The organism is Chlamydiales bacterium (assembly GCA_016185065.1).
Taxonomy (GTDB): Bacteria; Chlamydiota; Chlamydiia; order Chlamydiales; family Rhabdochlamydiaceae.
In genome coordinates this window covers 409803-426194 of the sequence record JACPOL010000008.1, presented here as the reverse complement: position 1 = coordinate 426194, position 16392 = coordinate 409803, and the positions used below count along the sequence as shown (strand labels likewise).

The window sequence follows — 16392 nt, the reverse complement described above, 5'->3', positions numbered from 1 at the left end:
AATCAGAGATGTGCTGTCTCTTTGATAGAAACAGTCGTGCCTTCGAGTTCAGCTTTGAGGTTGACGCGCGTGTCGTCTGGCCAGGCAAGTTGAAGGCGATTCATGTAGTTTCGGAAGCGGTTTCTTAAATACTCCTCTCGAAGTCCTGGCTGAATACCTTGAACTTCGCTATCGGATGTGTCGGAGAGCATCATGGAGACGTAGCGCTCTTCCATGGCGCGAGGGTTGATGAACTGCAGGCTTACCTCTAGAGTGCTCTTCTCGCTGCTCGGAACGACAATTACCATCAGCTCCATCATCTCCCTTACCACTTTTAAGAAGGGTAAGCTAACTCCTTTTGCACACAGCTGAGTCTTTAAGAAGTAGAGGCTTCCGATTTTTTCTAGAATCGGAGATGGCGACAGAGTAAGGGTCTTCGCGTCGATCATCGCTGCATATTTGGGGGGGACGTAAAGTGAAATTGGAATCGGTTTTTCGATGGGCAACAGATTAGAACGGACGAAATCGATCCTGAGACCTTCAGCTTGTGGATCATTGATCTCAAGTGGTTGATCGGAGAGAAGGGGAAGTTGAATCTGCTTCCAGAGATCTGGAACGTAGAAGCTGACGACATCTTTGTTGTTCTGGTTCTGTTCAGAGGCGAGTTCATCGAGGTGCGATTTTGAAATCTCGTGAAGATTGAACGTTAACTTAACCCCTTTCGCTTTTAAGTGTTTAACCATCTCCTCAGGCCCCGAGACTGTCATGTGGAGCTGGTAGGGCCACACGTCGAGGAACTGGTAGTCTCGAGGAGCCTCACCGACAGGGCGAGTGATGAGAACAGGAATCTTTTCGCTGACAAGCTTAGTTAAGCGAATGATAAAGCTCTGGTGAGAGATGCGCGAAATGCCTGATGAGAGATCTATCTCTGGGTTTAGAGAGACTAGATTTTTTTTGGTGAGAGATGCGATCCACTCTTCTGGTTTATCTGCTGCATCAACCACGACTTCCAAGTCGTGAGAAGAGAGGTCGTCGAGTAATTTTTTATTGCCTACTAGGCTGAGAGTGATCCGTCTTGAGAGAAGGCCATTATGCTGCAGTCCTTCCACGGTTTTATTAGAAGGGACGTTAGCAATACGCACAGGAATGTTGCTGAGCGTTTTGGTGGAGGTAAGCGAGAGGTGGACAGAGAACCAGATCACGATCGCAAGGACGACCGAGATCAATTTTCTCTGCCAGTTCTGCAAAACAAAAGCATTTAGAAGCGATCTCATGTTTCTCATGTTACCCGCGCAGCCAATTTAGGATGTTGAAGCCCTCTTTATGAGTTCCTTTAATCGGTGGAGTGAAGATACTGCGCACAATTCCCTTGAAGCGATCGATCTTAACCCCGCGCGTCATCACACCGTCCCGCGCGATGGAGACCTTTCCGGTCTCTTCAGAAATCACAATAATTAACGCATCTGTAATCTGGCTAATTCCAAGGGCGGCGCGGTGGCGCGTTCCGATCGATCCAGTGACTTGAGAGCTGTCTTCTGCAAGCGGCAAGATTACAGCAGCAGCGAGAATCGTCTGGTCGCGGACGACAACAGCACCATCATGAAGTGGAGTTGCAGCTGTAAAAATAGTTTCGAGTAGCTCTGAGGAGAAGCTCGCATTTAATTTGACAGCTTTGTTCGCATACTCAGAAAGCGAGTTCTGATTTTCTAAAACAATCAGCGCTCCCGTGCGTTTTTCAGATAGGCGGTATGTCGAGTTTGCGAGCTGATCTAAAAACTTATCAAACTCGGTGATCTCCTTATACCGCTTTCCCTTCAGACTAAGCTTTGAAAGGGCAACGCGCAGCTCTGGTTGGAAGATGATAAGTACGGCGATAACTGCCACGTTGACGACCAGGTACATGATCTTGTGCAGGATCGGCAGGTTGAACCAGGATGATGCAGCAAAAATCAGAAGAAATGCTCCTAGCCCTAAAACCAGATCCATCGAGCGGGTATTCCAGAAAAACGAGAGCAAGTAGTTGAGCATGATGGCGATGATCATCATCTCGAAGAGAGGGGTAAGAGATTGGAAGAGAGCAAGGAAGCTCATGTAACCCTTAAAAATAGAAATTATTATATGGAAGAGGCACTTAAGTAAATGAGATCAGGTAAATCATAGGATCGCGGTGCACGCGAACTCTATGAAGCGCAGAAATGAGAGAGCTCCACCAAAAATGTCATTGTAAGCATAAAAGGTGTTGCCGGCAAACTAAATCAAGAGCGCTGGGAGAAGAAATGGACGGGAATGGACATTAATGGACGGGAAAAGGACGGAAACGGACACGCGCTGCAGAAAGAAAGAGAGTCTATTCTTCGTTCTTTCTTGCCCGCTTGTCCATTCTCGTCCGTTTCCCGTCCATTAATGTCCGTTTTCTTCAGCGGGCCTTCTTCTCCGAGCGCGCTTTCCTAGCTCCGCCCGGGGAATCCGACGACGGTCTGGTAGCAGAGAAGTAGGTGTTCGACGCCTTTCATCGCGCGGTGGGGTTTGCCCTCTCCGGGAAGGGAGGAAGCTGCGGCGATTTTATCTTTGGAAACCCCTGTTTTCCATGGAAAGAGTTCGGGATTGCTCTTTCCCTTTTCCATGCTGCGCGCCCAGTACATGGAAGCAAGGTCTAACCAGTGGTAGGGCCAGAGAAGCTTCTCCTGAAGGTCTGGATCGATCAGTTGAGAAAAAAAAGCGCGGTCAAAAGATGGGTTCTGGCAGATGAAAACAGCTTCGCCTCGTTTAATTGAATGGGCAGCGAGTAGTTCTAAGATCTTGCTGGCAACAAGGTCGGGCTTCTCTCCCTTCTCGATCTCTTCCCATGTGAAGCCGTTGATCTTTAAGCTCTCTTTGTCGCTTTTTTGCCACTGCTCAGGAGTTTGGTAGATGACGCTATGAAATTGAGCTCTGACTTCGCCCGAATAGACATCGACGATTTTGAACGCGATCTCAAGCAGCCGGTGCTTAAGAGCATTGAGGCCGCTCGTCTCTGTATCTAGAAATATGCCTAGCATATCACCGACTAATTAAAGTTAATCTGCCAAGTCTACGAACTGGTTGAGAATTTTTCTATAGTTTTATCCCTTCTCTTCTGTTATTAAAAAAATAAAACCAAAATGAGAGAGGTGAATTATGGAAATTAGCTCAGGAATGAATGAGAAGAGCAGAAAAGTAGTAAGCGATGGCCTCTCTAAACTTCTTGCAGAAACTTATGCTCTCTATTTAAAAACACAGAACTTTCACTGGAACGTCGTAGGTTCCGACTTTTTTGCACTTCATCTGCTATTTGAGAAGCAGTATGAGGAGCTGAGCGGAGCGATCGATGAGATCGCAGAGCGCATCCGTGCTCTGGGCGCTCATGTGGATGCCACCTTCTCTGGATTTAAAAAATTAAGTTCTATTTCTGAAGAGGGGAAACTCAAGAGCTCGAATGAGATGATCAAACATCTTGTGAAAGCCAACGAGTGCGTCATCTGCCTAGCTAGAAAATTAACAGAAGTTGCAGAAAAAGAGAGAGATCAGGCCACCCTAGATCTACTGGCGCGAAGGCTAGGCGCGCATGAGAAATCCGCTTGGATGCTCCGCAGCCATCTCTAATTTGTAATAAAATTTTTGCTATTGCTACCTCCAGTGGTTAATAAAGTGCCATCCTGCTATGATAGTCCGCATGGCGCTTTCAAAACAAAAATTTAGAGAGATCGTTTTTCAGCTTCTATTTAGTCGCGACTTTTCGGAAGAGACCGAAGGGGAGACGAGAGAGATGCTCATGCAGCAGCTCGAAGTCCCTAAAAGCGCTCTTCGGGAAGCAGAGGCGCGACTTCAGCAGATTGTTGAACATCTTCCAGAGATAGACCGCACTATCGCAGCTCTTTCTAAAGACTATAACTTCGACCGCATTCCTCGCGTCGAGCGCTCAATTCTACGCCTCGGGCTTTTTGAGCTGATGTACGAGCCAGAGATGCCCGGCACTGTTTCCATCTCTGAGGCTATCCGCCTCTCTCGGAAGTTCGCAACAGCCGAAGCCTCCTCTTTCATCAATGCCATCCTTGATAAGGCCTATCAGGGAAAGCAGGCGACTCTAGCATCTGTTTGATCAAAAACACTCCCCGTACTACACTGACGTCCAATGGATATATCTGGACGTTTTATACAAGGCAAACTTTTAAGCGAACTATCGACCTTTGGAATCGGTGGACCCGCACGTTTTTTCTCTGAAGCCCGTACAATTCCTGAAATGCAAGAGCTTCTCGCCTACTGCTCTTCTCACTCACTACCATTTTTGATCATTGGCAAAGGCTCCAACTCCCTTTTTGACGACCGGGGTTACAACGGTCTGGTTATTCTCAATAAAATTGCTTTTTGCGAAGAAAAACCCGAGGGGCTTTTTTACGTTGGCGCAGGATACAGCTTCTCGCTGCTCGGAGTGCAGACCGCTCGCAATAAGTGGTCGGGGCTCGAGTTTGCCTCTGGCATCCCAGCATCAGTGGGGGGTGCTGTTTACATGAACGCCGGCGCAAGCGGCCGCGAGACAAAAGAGTCGCTTGTTGAGGTCTCCTACGTAACAGAAACTGGCGAGCTGCAAAGGCTGCAAAAAACAGACTTAGAATTTGGTTATCGCTCCTCCATTTTTCAGAAAAAGAGGGGTGCGATTGTTGCGGCGAGTTTTCAGCTCACTCCTTCGCAGGATGCGCGGGAAAAACAGCTCGGTATTGTCGAATATAGAACGCGCACGCAGCCCTACGGCGATCCCTCTGCTGGGTGCGTCTTCAGGAATCCTTCAGGAGGCGCAGCTGGTGCGCTGATTGAGCAGTGCGGGCTTAAAGGAAAAGAGATCGGGGGCGCAAGAGTCTCTACGCTTCATGCAAACTTCATTATCAATGCTGGTGGCGCAAAGGCCCAAGATGTTCTTGAACTTGCAAAATTTGTAAAAGAGACGGTCCATCAGAAAACGGGACTCGACCTCGAGATGGAAATTCGATACATCCCTTACCAAGCTGTCCAATGACTTTTCGAGCGGATCTACACTGCCACACTACCTGCTCTGACGGCTCACTTACACCAGTTGAACTTGTAAGACTCGCAAAAGCGGTAGGGCTCTCAGGCCTTGCAATCACAGATCACGACACGATAGACGCTTACCAGACTGCAAGAGAAGAGGCTGAGAAGCAGGGCATTCTTCTTGGCTCTGGCGTGGAATTCTCCAGTGTATTTAAGAAAGTAAGTGTTCATATCCTCGCCTATGACTTTCCTATTAACTCCTCTACTATCCACACCTTTTGCGCGAGACATCAGGAGCGTAGGATTAAACGAAATCTGAAGATCTTAACGAAATTGACAGCTCGAAAAATGCCCGTAACCCCCGAGGAGCTCTTGCGCCTGTGGCCAGACGCAAAGACGATTGGCAGACCCCACATTGCAAAGCTCATGATTGAAAAGGGGTACGTCTCTTCCATTAAAGAGGCTTTTAATCTTTACATAGGCGATGGAAAGAGCTGCTTCGATGAGGGTGAGGCCTTCTCATCTGAGGAGACACTCTCAATCATCCACGAAGCCGGAGGTAAAGCCTTTCTCGCACATCCCCATCTGCTGGATCGTTCAGATATTGTTAATGAACTGCTTAAACTTCCATTTGATGGGATCGAGTGCCACTATGGAAAATTCACTCCGGATATTGAAAAGAGGTGGGTGAAGCTGGCAGAGAAAAAAGGTCTTCTAATCAGTGGTGGTTCTGATTTTCATGGGGATGATAAGCAGTATCTCGCTCTCGGTTCATCTTGGGTTAATGAGGAGAGCTTCCACAAGATTTTTCAGAGGCGAGCATGAATCACATCTACGAGCGTCTCTTTCGCATGACCTCCGATGCGGTAAAACTCAATCTGGAGATTCCGCGTCTTCTCACTGCTTTTCTTAATTTCCCACACCAAGCCTACTCTACAGTTCATATCGCTGGTACAAACGGGAAGGGCTCCGTATCTACCAAGATCGCAAAGGCTCTCCAGCTCTCTGGTTTAAAAGTGGGGCTCTACACCTCTCCTCATCTTCAAGATTTTCGCGAACGCATTACAGTCCAGGGAGAGTGGATCTCAGAAGAGGCTATTACCGCGGGAATTGAAGCTCTCTTTAAATATATCGATACAAATGCGATTCCAGCGACCTTTTTTGAGCTAACAACAGCGCTTGCTTTCGACTACTTCAGGCAGCAGAAGGTCGACGTGGCAGTTATCGAGACAGGCTTAGGAGGACGCCTTGATGCAACAAATGTAATCGATCCTCTCCTCACTGTGATTACCTCTATCAGCCGCGACCACGCGCATATTCTCGGGGATACGCTTGATGAGATAGCCGGAGAAAAGGCGGGGATATTGAAACCCAATGTACCTCTGGTTCTTGGCTCAAAAGCCGTTTTTGCACCAATTCTAAAAAGGGCGCAGGATCTAGGTGCTCCTTGCCGTATCGCTCCTGAAGCTTCTGGTTTTTATGATGCTGAGAACTCGTCGACGGCGCGCACAGCACTAGAATGGTTGAAAGAGCTTCTTCCCGTTACAGATGAGGGAATTAACGAAGGGCTACGATCAAGGCCTCCTTGCCGTTTTGAAAGAAGAGGAGAGCTTATCTTTGACGTTGCGCACAACCCTGACGGCTTTTCCCGTCTTTTCGAAGCAGCTCAGCACTTCTATCCTGAAACCAAATTCTATGTTCTTTTGGGAATGTCCAGAGATAAAGAGTATGAGAGGTGTTTAGAGCTCGCCTCTGAGCGAGCGGAGAAGATCTTCTTGGTGCAAGCAAAGGGAGAGCGTTCAGCCCGAGTTGAGGTGCTGGGTGAGGCTCTTCGTAAAAGGGGATTCACACGCTTTGTTGAGGGAGAAAATGTCTCCTCTACAGCTGAATTGGCTGCAGAGGAGGCAAAAGATGCTGGCGCAATTCTTCTAATCTGCGGCAGCTTCTTCATTATGCAAGAAGCCCGCGAGGCTCTATTAAACGGGACTACCGCGGCTCAGCTCTAAGGCGAGAGCTAGAAGTGCTGGGGCGTAGAGCTGATCTGAAGAGTGGCCGAAGCGCTCTTCAAGCTCTCCCTTAAGAACTTCTAGTCGTCTTTGCAGAGCTGGGTGGAGCTGCTGCTTTCTTCGTACCGCATTGCAGCTGCCAGATTCGAAGAGTTCTGCGACCTCAAAGATCTCCATGAGCAGTTCTGCTGAAACGGGATCTCGTTCGAAAACACTCAGATTCTGGCTTAAATTCGCCCTCTGCATATCACTCAGCTGCAGATTTTCATGCGCCTCTTGAGCCATTTCGATGAACTTTTCAACCATCGAAACAAAGCGTTCAACTGAACCAATAATGGTTAAGTTTTTTCTTGAGAGCGCGTTGTCATGCAGCAGATTTGAAATATGCTGTTTTAAAGAATCCACCTTTTTCGCGACGTTTAAAAGATTCCCGCTTAATAGAGAATTTTGGAGGTTTTCAGCTTCGCTTTTTATTTCGACCACTTCACGATCGACCGCCAGCGAGATGAGCTCTCCAAAAATAGTTGGAGCTTTCTGCTCGATCAAGCTTAGGCGTTCAAGAAACTTTCTTCCGTAATTCTCTAAAGTCGCGGCACCTTTTTTTAGCTCTTTAATAGGTTTAAGAGCCTTGTCGAGGTCGACAAAGAGCTGGTAATAATCTTGCGATGAATGAGGCAGTGCGAGCTGATGCTCGATCTCCTCAAAGCTCTTTTCAACCTGTTCTACTTCCACGTCCAGCAGCTGCATGCTGCCGAACAGTTGTACATCTGTGATTGCCATAGGTTTTTCTCATATTATTTTTTATTATATTTTGTATACAGGAGATTCTCATCTCTTGTACTATAATTGTACTCCTTTGCTAATTAAGAGACAATTTATGAAGCGTTATTTTTATTCTGAATAATAATAAGAGAAGGAGCTAGGTTGCGATTAAGCCATTTATGGTGGCATACGCTCCATGCAGAAGAGGGGAGAGGTGTAAGTAGTTGAAGAAGAGCTTCTTGTTCTAACAAGCCCTCTTCATGACCGGGATAACAGGTCACGCTAATGACGCCTCCAGGCGCCAAAATTGACAAAGATTTATTTAAACTTTCAAGCGTGCTCTCTGTTTGTGAAGTAATTTTTTTATCTCCACCAGGCAGATAACCGAGATTGTAAACTATAATTTTAATTTTAAGTTCATTTGCGAGGGGTGGAAAAGCTGCGTGCGACTGGCGAAAGAGAGAGACTCTTTCTAGCTGTTCAGGTGTAAGTTCGCCTTTGAGAAGTTCTCTCGTTTTGGCGAGGGCCTCTTCTTGTATATCGATACCGATCACTCTCCCTCCTTCAACAATATGCTTTGCAAGAAAGAGCGTGTCCTTCCCATTGCCGCATGTTGCATCGATCGCTGAGTCGCCCGGACCCAAGATCTTCTTCCAGTAGGAGTGGGCGAGATCTGTCGGTTTAGAGAATAGAGCAAAATTATCAAACATCGGAAGGGAGTATAGATGATTATGTTTGCTCCTTGCAACCAATCCTTCTTTGATGTAAGATCTCTAATCGTAAATTTTTTTATTATGGGGTATTAGCTCAGTTGGTTAGAGCGCCACGTTGACATCGTGGAGGTCAGCTGTTCGAGTCAGCTATATCCCAACACTTATAGAAGAAATGGAGACATTAAACTGTTCGCTTGAAGAGCTCCGGCAGGCTGCCTCAAAGGTGCTGGCCGCCGCCGTAATGGAGCTCTTTCCCAATACTCTTCTCGTATCTTCTCATCTCACCCCGCACGGTTTCTGCTACGACTTCGTCTTTCGCGTTCCATTCACTTCCGAGCTCCTTAATTTGCTTGAAGAGCGGATGGGGCAGATCGTTAGAGAAAGACGCCCCGTCAAATTTTTAGAGATGGTCCCGCTCTCAGCGGCCGCCTACTTCAACCACAACAGGCAACAGGTTCTGGCCGAAAGTGCAGGAGAGAGTCCAGCTCAGCTTCTCACCCTTTTTCAGATGGGGGAGTTTACCGACCTGTGCGCGCACCCATTCACTGCAGAGCAGTGCTGGGATGTGAAGATCTTCCGCCTGCTCTCCTCTTCAAAGAAGCAGCGCTACCGAGGAGAAGAGGTGACGCGGATTAGCGGAACCGCATTTTTTGAGCGCAGTGAGTTAAAAGAGTTTTTAAAAAGACGCGACGAATTTCCGCAAAGAGACCATCTAATTGTTGGTGAAGAGATCGATCTCTTCTCTTCGATAAATGGAAATTTAGTCTGGCATGCGCGCGGCGAGAAGGTGAAGAAGAGGCTCATCGATCTCTGGAAAGAGGAGCTAGCTCTACAAAATTTTGAGTGTATTTCCACTAGAAGTCTAGGGACTGACGTTACCAAAAACCACAGCAAATATTTTCTTCACAGACAGAAGAGTCATAATCGGTTCGTTGAGTTTTGGGTGGAAGATGAGTGCGATATTGAGGAGTGGGAGAGGGGGCTGCTCTCCCCTGAGTCACAGTTTGTCGATCGCGCCCACATCTTCTGCGGTAAAGATCAGCTTTTAAATATATGTATTTCTTCCTTGCAAATCATCTGTAAGATGCTTAAAATTCTCCATTTTAAGTCCAGATTTCTACTTCGCTTCTCTTGCGATGAGCAGTCCGGAGAAGGAGATGCAAGGCGGCTTCTTGAAGAGGCTATGAGAGCTTTGAGCATCCCCTTCGATGTAGAAGAGAGCTTAAAAAATGAGACGGGTCCTACTGTAGAAGTGAGGATCCAAGATGGAATGGGACAGGAGTGGGTGGGGCCATTTGTAGGTATCGACTGCAGAGGGCTCTTGACGGAAGCCACACTGGTCTTTTCTTTCTTTAACTCTCTGGAGAGGCTGATAGCCCTGGTGCTGGAAAACTGCGCCGGAGAGCTCCCTCTCTGGCTCGCACCCGAACAGGTGAGAGTGATAGGAGTAAAGGAAGACGAGTATGCCATGGAGATTTTTCAGCTTTTACGTGAAGCAGGTCTCGAGGCAACTCTAGACACGAAAGACGAGAAGCTGGCAAAGAGACTGCACGGAGCGTTTAGCAGAAAGATCCCGTGGGTCGTAGTGTTAGGTGAACGAGAAAGAAGAGCTCAACTGATTACCGTGCGCTCTTTCTCTCCCGAGAACACAGAAGAGATGAGTATAGAAACCTTTATTCAGAGATTATACCAAACGAGTAGGACTAGCAGCGCTTGAGAATCAATAGAGAAATTCGTGCACCTCGCGTGCGAGTGATCGATAAAGATGGCGGCCAGTTAGGCGTTCTCCCTCTTCTAGAGGCGCTAATGCGTGCAGAGGAGGTAGGTCTTGATCTGGTGGAAATTTCAGCTTCGTCCGACCCACCAGTATGCAAAATCATCGATTTCGGAAAGTTCCGTTATCAGCAGACTAAAAAAGAGAAAGAGAGCAAAAAATCTCAGCACCAAGTGAAGGTTAAAGAGATTAAGCTTAAGCCTAACACCGACGATCACGATATCCAAGTTAAGCTGAAGCATGCTCGAGAGTTTATTGTAAAAGGTAACAAAGTTCGCATCGTCTGCGTATTCCGCGGAAGAGAGATGATGCACACAGAGTTCGGCGAAAGAGCGATACAGCGCATGTGCGAAGATTTATCGGACATCGCTGCACCAGAGTCTCCACCCAAGATGATGGGCAGAAGCCTTGCTGTGATCCTAGCGCCTGGAGCTAAGAAAAAAACGCATAAAGAGATGGAAGGAGAGAGTCACCGTGCCAAAAATGAAAACCCGCAAGTCGGTTAAATCGAGATTCAAAGTTACTGGGACTGGCAAGTTGTTACGTCAGCGTCCTGGACGTCGTCACAAGTTGACGAAGAAATCTGCAAAACGCAAGAGACATCTGCGTAAAGATGCTGTTGTGGATGCAGGACAAACAAAGATGTACAGACGTTTAATCTGTGTATAAAAAACGCTTAATCAATACCAATAAAGGAATACTATGGCTAGAGTAACAAATGCCGTAGCTGCGCATCGTTCGAGAAAAAGACTTCTCAAGCAAGCTAAAGGTTTCGTCGGCGATAGAAAGAACCACATCCGCTTATCTGCAGATGCTGTTCTTTCAGCAATGGCGTTTAACTATCTTCACCGTAAACAGAAGAAGAGAGACTTTCGCTCGCTTTGGATCACTCGCATCGGTGTAGCTGCTAAAATGAATGGACTCTCATACAGCAGGCTCATAAACGGCCTCAAGAAAGCAGGATGCCTCTTGGATCGTAAAGTGCTTTCTGATATGGCAATTAACGACCCTGCAGGATTCGCGGCTGTTGCAACCAAAGCAAAAGAAGCTCTTGCATAAAGAGAAGAGAAAATGAATAGAGGCGATGAAGCTGGTTCGGAGACCCTGTCTGCTAAGCTTGCATCGCTTCGTCATGCCTTTCAAGGCGACCTGAAAGCTGTTAAAGAAGGCAGAGATGTCGAACAGCTCAAGGTTAAGTATCTCGGTAAAAAAGGCCCTGTCCAAGAGCTCCTTTTAGAACTGCGCAATGCTTCTAAAGAGGAGCGTCCTCTCTTCGGTAAACTCGTCAATGAGATTAAAGAAGAGATCGAACAGCTCTGCGAACAAGCAGCAGCTGGCCTCAAAGAGATCCATTTAAAAGAGCAGTTTGAGCGGGAGAAGTTGGATGTCACAGAGCCTGGCAGACGCCAGTTCTTAGGCAGAAAACATCCCTTGACTCAGATGATGGATGAGCTAATAGACATCTTTTCAGAGATGGGCTTCTCAGTTCAGCTCGGCCCTGAGATCGATTCGGACTACTACAACTTTGAAGGGCTAAACTTTCCTAAAGACCATCCTGCCCGCGACATGCAGGATACTTTTTATATCACCCCTGACCTTCTCTTGCGCACCCAGACCACCAACGTGCAGCTGCGTGTAATGGAGAGCCATAAGCCTCCGCTACGCATCATCTGCCCTGGTGCCGTCTACCGCAATGAGAACATCAGCGCCCGCTCCCACGTCTTCTTTCATCAGATCGACGGCCTCTATGTCGATAAGGGCGTCTCCTTCGCAGATCTCTTTGCGACGATGAACGAGTTCTGCAGTAAACTTTTTAAGAGAGATATTCCAACCCGCTTCAGACCCAGCTTCTTTCCCTTCGTAGAACCCGGGATGGAGTTAGACATTCAGTGCACCGCCTGTGAAGGCAAAGGATGCAGGCTCTGCAAGCAGACGGGCTGGTTAGAAGTGCTCGGCGCCGGCATGGTGCACCCAGAGGTCCTCCGCAATGGCGGAATCGACCCAGAGGTCTACAGCGGCTTTGCATGGGGCATGGGCATCGAGCGTCTCGCCATGCTGCGCTACGGCGTACGCGACATCCGCCTCTTCTTCGAAAACGACATGCGCTTCCTTAACCAATTCTAATTTGGATTGCGGAATTTTCTCCCTCGAATTAAACTAGTGTGCATTCTTAAGGAAGAGTGGCAGAGTGGCCTATCGCGGCTGTCTTGAAAACAGCAGTCGGGCAACCGACCGTGGGTTCGAATCCTACCTCTTCCGTCCTAAGCCATGAGACCTCCGGGCCTCATGGCTTTTTTATTTCCCTGATTGAGCGAAGCGAAATCCCTGGAGTGCGGTGCTCTGCGCCGCCCTGACTTTTTCCTCAAGCATAGTTGTCCTTAAGATCTTAAAAAATTAAGGCGGTGCAGAGCACCGCACTCCAGGGATTTCGCTTCGCTCAATCAAAGAGTCTTCGGCTTAGCGCGCTCTTCTCTTGAGGAGGAAGAGGAAGGGGAGGACGGCGAAGAGGAGCATGCCACCGATGAGCATGAGCTCGTAGGCGAGGATGTTCTGGATGGGTGTGTGTGAAGGGGGGATGAAGCCGAGGCCGATGACGAAGATGCAGCTGAGGATGCCGATTGAGGCTATGATCCAGATGCCGATGCGTCCTCCGGGGATCTTGAAGGAGCGATAGACGTGCGGTTTCTTGTGGTGGAGGATGAGGGCGCTTGCGAACATGAAGATGTAGACGACGAGGGCGAGTTGTGCTGTCATGAGGGAGAGGAGCCAGAAGGAGCCGCTGACGGTTGGCATTAGAACAAAAGCCGTAGATAGAAGTGTGACGATAATGGCCTGTAAGATGAGAACGTTGATGGGAACTCCATGGCGATTCTCCTTCATGAGAATGCGCGGCAGAGAGCCATCTTTACTTGCCACCATGAGCCCCTTCGATGGGCCGATGATCCAAGCTGCAGCACCTCCAAGACCTCCAAATGCGATGAAAAGCGCAGCGAGTGGCAGTATCCAGGAGAACTTGAGGATATCAGCAAAAGTTGCAAAGGCTTGCAGTGTGCCCGTAACGAGGCTGAGCTCTTTATCTGGCACAACGATGGCGATCGCAAGAGAAGAGAGGATGGTGGTCGCAAGAATGATGAGTGCAGAGAGGAAGAGCGAACGGGGATAGTCGCGTTCTGGGCTTCGCATCTCCTCTGCGTGTACAGCGGACATCTCAAGCCCGATCAGACCAAATAGGACGTTCGTAAGATAGGCGCCATTTGCGTAGTCGAATGAGGAGGGAAGAAAGTGCTCCCAAGAGAAGCTGATCTGCATCGGCTCTTTTTTGACGATCCACCAGACTGCAAGTAGAATGATTCCAAGCATGGGCAGCAGCGTGCCAAAGATTGCAGCAAACGAGCTGAACTGGCTAGAGAGTTTCATCCCGAAGCAGTTGATAAGGGTGATTCCCCAAAAGAGAGCGACGACCGTGCAGGCCATGTAGATCTTGTTTGTTGCAAGAGCTGGATCGAAGAGATAGGTGATTGCTCCTGCAATGAGGGCCATGATTGTGGGAAACCAGAAGAGGTTGTAGAGCCAGTTGAGCCAGAGGATCACAAGGCTGACCTTTTTGCCAAAAGCTTCTCTCACCCAGATGTAGAGCCCTCCAGTTGTCGGCCAGCCCGTTCCCATCTCTGCTGCTACAAGTGCTGCAGGTAGAAAGAAGAGAAGCCCAGCAGCGAGATAGAAAAAGACGAGTGTAAATCCGTAGGTGGCTGCAAAGGGGAGGTTGCGGATGCTATCGACGGCAATGACATTGATCATCACCACTTGAAAAAAGGTTAAAACTCTGCGGCGCATGTACTATTTTTTCTGGTTCATATTCTTCAGCTTATGTACATTCTCCGCCTTTCTATTCAAGTCTATACATGAAAAGAAGTTCTCTGTTTCGCGCTCTTGATGGATATGAGAAGTTGAGCCAGGATTTTTTTGCTCAATTTGCAGAAGAAGAGACTCTTAATCGCATGCGCTCTTTTGCGGAAGCTCATCCAAACTGCTTGGATCGAGAAAATCTCGACGGCCACTTCACAGCTTCAGCTTTTATCCTCTCGCCTGATCGGAAAAAGGTGGTGCTCACATTTCACGCTAAGATTCAGAAGTGGATGCAGCTGGGAGGCCATGCAGATGGCCATCCGCTCATGCATGAGGTTGCGATGCGTGAAGCGGAAGAGGAGTCTGGTCTTTCTGGGCTCTCTTTTTTCTTCAGCGAAGAAGAGCCTCTTCCTTTTGATCTGGATATTCATCTGATTGCTGCACACAAAGGAGTTCCGGAGCATCATCACTACGATCTTCGCTACCTTCTACTTTGCAAAGATGAGTCTAAAGTCCGCATTTCCGATGAGTCTCTCGATCTAAAATGGATCGAGCTCGATCAGATCTCTTCTTATACTCAGGAGAGCTCAGTTCTACGACAAGTTCAAAAATCAAACATACTAACAGCGAAAACACTATGAGTACTACAAGCAGCAAAATAGTTGGGGCAGGTGCAGGAGTTTCAGTTTCACAGGTGGGTGCTTCACTTCCGCCGGCAGGGGGCGTAGAAGACCTAAGTTTGGCAAGAGTAAATAGTGCAAAGAAGAGAGCTTTTTCTCCTCCGCTTGAGTCGAAGAAAGAGGCCTCTCGCACACCCACAGACTCTCCTCGTGGAGCTGCAGGTGCCGGAGCAGGCGCTGCTGGCAGCGCAAAGTCCGACTCTTCTGATTCTTGGGAATTGGGCGACTTTGAAGAGATCTCTACAGATGAAGATGATGATGAGGAGAGTTCTGAAGCTTCGGGCGCTTCTCGAAGATCGACTCCCGAAGATCTCGCTCCTCTTCCGGACTCAGCTCGAGCTTTTGCTCAGTTTAACACCAGAGGTTTCGAAGAAGATGACTTTGATGAACAGCCAGTAAAGCCCAAGCCTTCTGCTTCTGGAGGAGAAGAGGCCACTCCAACGCCGGTGCGGGAGGTGATAGGAGCTCTCGGGACGGAGGCTCTAGATAGCGAGCTTACTCCTACAACAGGAGCAGCAGTTGCTAAGGGTGCGAGGGTGTTAAAGAAGATGGCTGAAGATCCTGCCCGCGCAAGAAAAGCTCACGAGTATGGAAAGAGGGCGTTTAAGGCGATGCAGCAGAACTTAACTCAAGGTGCAGCGCCTGGCTCTCTAGAGTCCCACCGGAAGGGGGTGGCTGGGCTTAAGGATTCAGCCGTGTGGGTGGATAGGCTTCTGCCCTCGCTTGGAAAAACGCTAACCCTTTCGCCAGCTGGGCATGGCGCAGGTGGTAGAGTGGAGGGTGCGGGCGGCGGAGCAGGTGCTGCCGGGGCCGGAGCAGGAGCGGGAGTAGGAGTGCGTGCTGCTCCAGTCGAGCAGAGGCGTTTCTGGAATGAGGAGCACATCTGCAAAGCGACGGTAAAGTCAAATGGAAAGACACTCGTGGGGCTCCACCTCATGAAAGCAGAGGTATTTCATAAGGCGTATAAGTGCGAGTTTGAAGTGATGAACCCGCATAATGGAGTGGTGGGAAGGCTTTGGAGCGATGGAAAGGCGAAGCCCAAATACTCCAGTTTTTTCCCTGACTGGATCGAAGACTTTCAGCATCTAGTTCAATTGGTGGATAGCTCTCCTATGCTTGCAGCTGCGGAGAATCGCCAGCTGGTGAGGGTTCCTTTTAAAGATCGAGCACTCTATGTGGAGCTCTTTTTGCAAGAGCGCGGCTTTCTGGTTCACGGCTGTCACCCCTTTTTCGCTTATTTTACGCTGAGTAAAGAAAAGATTTATACAGCAGCTGATAAGATTATCATTACTAAAGATAGGTTGATTGAGCTGTGCAAAGCTGGATTTGAAGCCGTTGACCCTAACGCAATCACTAATGATTGTCCTCTGCGCTATATCATTCGGAATAAAGATGGAGGCCTGGATCTTGTGTTTGATGTTGCGCGCATGCTTGCAAAGGAGACGGGAGTAGAATTGGGGATCTTGGTTCAGGTGCCAAGTGAATTTTTTGATCACCATTCGAAGTTAATAGAGATTTTAAAAAATCGCTTACATTGGAAGCTGTAGGTAATATTTTATTTTCCCCTCTGGCCTTCTATTTGAATATTATTTATCATCTCATGGCTGATA

The 16392-nt window shown here is 48.3% G+C and carries 18 protein-coding genes and 2 tRNA genes; 14 read left to right on the top strand and 6 right to left on the bottom strand.

Annotation, left to right across the window (positions count from 1 at the left end; translation table 11 throughout):
• Positions 1 to 2 precede the first annotated feature (2 nt).
• The 3 genes from HYX48_05945 to HYX48_05935 form a co-directional block, all read right to left on the bottom strand.
• Complete coding sequence (locus tag HYX48_05945; GenBank protein MBI2743441.1) at positions 3 to 1253, bottom strand: hypothetical protein; 1251 nt, start codon at positions 1251 to 1253, stop codon at positions 3 to 5.
• 10 nt (positions 1254 to 1263) lie between these two features.
• Positions 1264 to 2070 carry a TIGR00159 family protein gene (locus tag HYX48_05940; GenBank protein MBI2743440.1) on the bottom strand — a complete coding sequence of 269 codons (807 nt, stop codon included), beginning with the start codon at positions 2068 to 2070 and terminating at the stop codon, positions 1264 to 1266.
• Between the two features lie 356 nt (positions 2071 to 2426).
• Positions 2427 to 3017 (bottom strand): 3'-5' exonuclease, encoded by a 591-nt coding sequence (locus HYX48_05935; protein MBI2743439.1) that lies wholly within the window; start codon positions 3015 to 3017, stop codon positions 2427 to 2429.
• Between the two features lie 118 nt (positions 3018 to 3135).
• On the opposite strand from HYX48_05935, the gene HYX48_05930 reads away from it, so the two are divergent.
• The 5 genes from HYX48_05930 to HYX48_05910 all read left to right on the top strand — a co-directional run bounded on the left by HYX48_05930 (position 3136) and on the right by HYX48_05910 (position 7007).
• Positions 3136 to 3600 (top strand): DNA starvation/stationary phase protection protein, encoded by a 465-nt coding sequence (locus HYX48_05930; GenBank protein MBI2743438.1) that lies wholly within the window; start codon positions 3136 to 3138, stop codon positions 3598 to 3600.
• A 70-nt stretch (positions 3601 to 3670) separates the two neighbouring features.
• The gene (gene nusB / locus HYX48_05925) at positions 3671 to 4096 is read left to right on the top strand and encodes a transcription antitermination factor NusB (protein ID MBI2743437.1); all 426 of its coding nucleotides are present in this window, start codon (positions 3671 to 3673) and stop codon (positions 4094 to 4096) included.
• A gap of 33 nt (positions 4097 to 4129) precedes the next feature.
• Positions 4130 to 5008 (top strand): UDP-N-acetylmuramate dehydrogenase, encoded by an 879-nt coding sequence (gene murB / locus HYX48_05920; protein MBI2743436.1) that lies wholly within the window; start codon positions 4130 to 4132, stop codon positions 5006 to 5008.
• A complete protein-coding gene (locus HYX48_05915; GenBank protein ID MBI2743435.1) occupies positions 5005 to 5826 on the top strand; it encodes a PHP domain-containing protein in 822 nt (273 codons plus the stop codon). Before murB ends, HYX48_05915 begins: the two co-directional genes overlap by 4 nt.
• Positions 5823 to 7007: a bifunctional folylpolyglutamate synthase/dihydrofolate synthase gene (locus HYX48_05910; GenBank protein MBI2743434.1), complete on the top strand. Its 1185-nt coding sequence runs from the start codon at positions 5823 to 5825 to the stop codon at positions 7005 to 7007. The genes HYX48_05915 and HYX48_05910 overlap by 4 nt, the downstream gene beginning before the upstream one ends.
• Here the strand turns inward: HYX48_05910 and HYX48_05905 are convergent.
• Complete coding sequence (locus tag HYX48_05905; protein ID MBI2743433.1) at positions 6978 to 7787, bottom strand: hypothetical protein; 810 nt, start codon at positions 7785 to 7787, stop codon at positions 6978 to 6980. The genes HYX48_05910 and HYX48_05905 overlap by 30 nt on opposite strands.
• Positions 7788 to 7882: 95 nt before the next feature.
• Complete coding sequence (locus HYX48_05900; protein MBI2743432.1) at positions 7883 to 8479, bottom strand: methyltransferase domain-containing protein; 597 nt, start codon at positions 8477 to 8479, stop codon at positions 7883 to 7885.
• An 86-nt stretch (positions 8480 to 8565) separates the two neighbouring features.
• Between HYX48_05900 and HYX48_05895 the strand changes: the two genes are divergently transcribed.
• The 7 genes from HYX48_05895 (at position 8566) to HYX48_05865 (ending at position 12515) form a co-directional block, all read left to right on the top strand.
• Positions 8566 to 8639, top strand: a tRNA-Val gene (locus HYX48_05895).
• A gap of 15 nt (positions 8640 to 8654) precedes the next feature.
• The gene (locus tag HYX48_05890) at positions 8655 to 10199 is read left to right on the top strand and encodes a hypothetical protein (GenBank protein MBI2743431.1); all 1545 of its coding nucleotides are present in this window, start codon (positions 8655 to 8657) and stop codon (positions 10197 to 10199) included.
• On the top strand, positions 10196 to 10762 hold the full coding sequence (locus tag HYX48_05885) for a translation initiation factor IF-3 (GenBank protein MBI2743430.1): 567 nt from the start codon (positions 10196 to 10198) through the stop codon (positions 10760 to 10762). The genes HYX48_05890 and HYX48_05885 overlap by 4 nt, the downstream gene beginning before the upstream one ends.
• A complete protein-coding gene (rpmI, locus tag HYX48_05880) occupies positions 10731 to 10925 on the top strand; it encodes a 50S ribosomal protein L35 (protein MBI2743429.1) in 195 nt (64 codons plus the stop codon). The genes HYX48_05885 and rpmI overlap by 32 nt, the downstream gene beginning before the upstream one ends.
• A gap of 33 nt (positions 10926 to 10958) precedes the next feature.
• Complete coding sequence (gene rplT / locus HYX48_05875) at positions 10959 to 11315, top strand: 50S ribosomal protein L20 (protein ID MBI2743428.1); 357 nt, start codon at positions 10959 to 10961, stop codon at positions 11313 to 11315.
• A 12-nt stretch (positions 11316 to 11327) separates the two neighbouring features.
• A complete protein-coding gene (pheS, locus tag HYX48_05870) occupies positions 11328 to 12380 on the top strand; it encodes a phenylalanine--tRNA ligase subunit alpha (protein MBI2743427.1) in 1053 nt (350 codons plus the stop codon).
• Positions 12381 to 12430: 50 nt separating this feature from the next.
• Positions 12431 to 12515: transfer RNA gene (locus tag HYX48_05865), tRNA-Ser, on the top strand.
• Between the two features lie 198 nt (positions 12516 to 12713).
• Here the strand turns inward: HYX48_05865 and HYX48_05860 are convergent.
• Positions 12714 to 14090 carry an amino acid permease gene (locus HYX48_05860; GenBank protein MBI2743426.1) on the bottom strand — a complete coding sequence of 459 codons (1377 nt, stop codon included), beginning with the start codon at positions 14088 to 14090 and terminating at the stop codon, positions 12714 to 12716.
• Between the two features lie 68 nt (positions 14091 to 14158).
• Here HYX48_05860 and HYX48_05855 point away from each other — a divergent pair, with 68 nt between their 5' ends.
• Positions 14159 to 14743, top strand: a complete 585-nt coding sequence (locus HYX48_05855) for an NUDIX hydrolase (GenBank protein MBI2743425.1) — start codon at positions 14159 to 14161, stop codon at positions 14741 to 14743.
• Positions 14740 to 16329 (top strand): hypothetical protein, encoded by a 1590-nt coding sequence (locus HYX48_05850; GenBank protein ID MBI2743424.1) that lies wholly within the window; start codon positions 14740 to 14742, stop codon positions 16327 to 16329. The genes HYX48_05855 and HYX48_05850 overlap by 4 nt, the downstream gene beginning before the upstream one ends.
• Positions 16330 to 16392 lie beyond the last annotated feature (63 nt).

What these genes read in the sequence shown, in the direction of transcription:
- HYX48_05945 (MBI2743441.1), bottom strand. Translation starts at nt 1,253, where the DNA reads ATGAGATCGCTTCTAAATGCTTTTGTTTTGCAGAACTGGCAGAGAAAA.
- HYX48_05940 (MBI2743440.1), bottom strand. Translation starts at nt 2,070, where the DNA reads ATGAGCTTCCTTGCTCTCTTCCAATCTCTTACCCCTCTCTTCGAGATG.
- HYX48_05935 (MBI2743439.1), bottom strand. Translation starts at nt 3,017, where the DNA reads ATGCTAGGCATATTTCTAGATACAGAGACGAGCGGCCTCAATGCTCTT.
- HYX48_05930 (MBI2743438.1), top strand. Translation starts at nt 3,136, where the DNA reads ATGGAAATTAGCTCAGGAATGAATGAGAAGAGCAGAAAAGTAGTAAGC.
- nusB (MBI2743437.1), top strand. Translation starts at nt 3,671, where the DNA reads ATGGCGCTTTCAAAACAAAAATTTAGAGAGATCGTTTTTCAGCTTCTA.
- murB (MBI2743436.1), top strand. Translation starts at nt 4,130, where the DNA reads ATGGATATATCTGGACGTTTTATACAAGGCAAACTTTTAAGCGAACTA.
- HYX48_05915 (MBI2743435.1), top strand. Translation starts at nt 5,005, where the DNA reads ATGACTTTTCGAGCGGATCTACACTGCCACACTACCTGCTCTGACGGC.
- HYX48_05910 (MBI2743434.1), top strand. Translation starts at nt 5,823, where the DNA reads ATGAATCACATCTACGAGCGTCTCTTTCGCATGACCTCCGATGCGGTA.
- HYX48_05905 (MBI2743433.1), bottom strand. Translation starts at nt 7,787, where the DNA reads ATGGCAATCACAGATGTACAACTGTTCGGCAGCATGCAGCTGCTGGAC.
- HYX48_05900 (MBI2743432.1), bottom strand. Translation starts at nt 8,479, where the DNA reads ATGTTTGATAATTTTGCTCTATTCTCTAAACCGACAGATCTCGCCCAC.
- HYX48_05890 (MBI2743431.1), top strand. Translation starts at nt 8,655, where the DNA reads ATGGAGACATTAAACTGTTCGCTTGAAGAGCTCCGGCAGGCTGCCTCA.
- rplT (MBI2743428.1), top strand. Translation starts at nt 10,959, where the DNA reads ATGGCTAGAGTAACAAATGCCGTAGCTGCGCATCGTTCGAGAAAAAGA.
- pheS (MBI2743427.1), top strand. Translation starts at nt 11,328, where the DNA reads ATGAATAGAGGCGATGAAGCTGGTTCGGAGACCCTGTCTGCTAAGCTT.
- HYX48_05860 (MBI2743426.1), bottom strand. Translation starts at nt 14,090, where the DNA reads ATGCGCCGCAGAGTTTTAACCTTTTTTCAAGTGGTGATGATCAATGTC.
- HYX48_05855 (MBI2743425.1), top strand. Translation starts at nt 14,159, where the DNA reads ATGAAAAGAAGTTCTCTGTTTCGCGCTCTTGATGGATATGAGAAGTTG.
- HYX48_05850 (MBI2743424.1), top strand. Translation starts at nt 14,740, where the DNA reads ATGAGTACTACAAGCAGCAAAATAGTTGGGGCAGGTGCAGGAGTTTCA.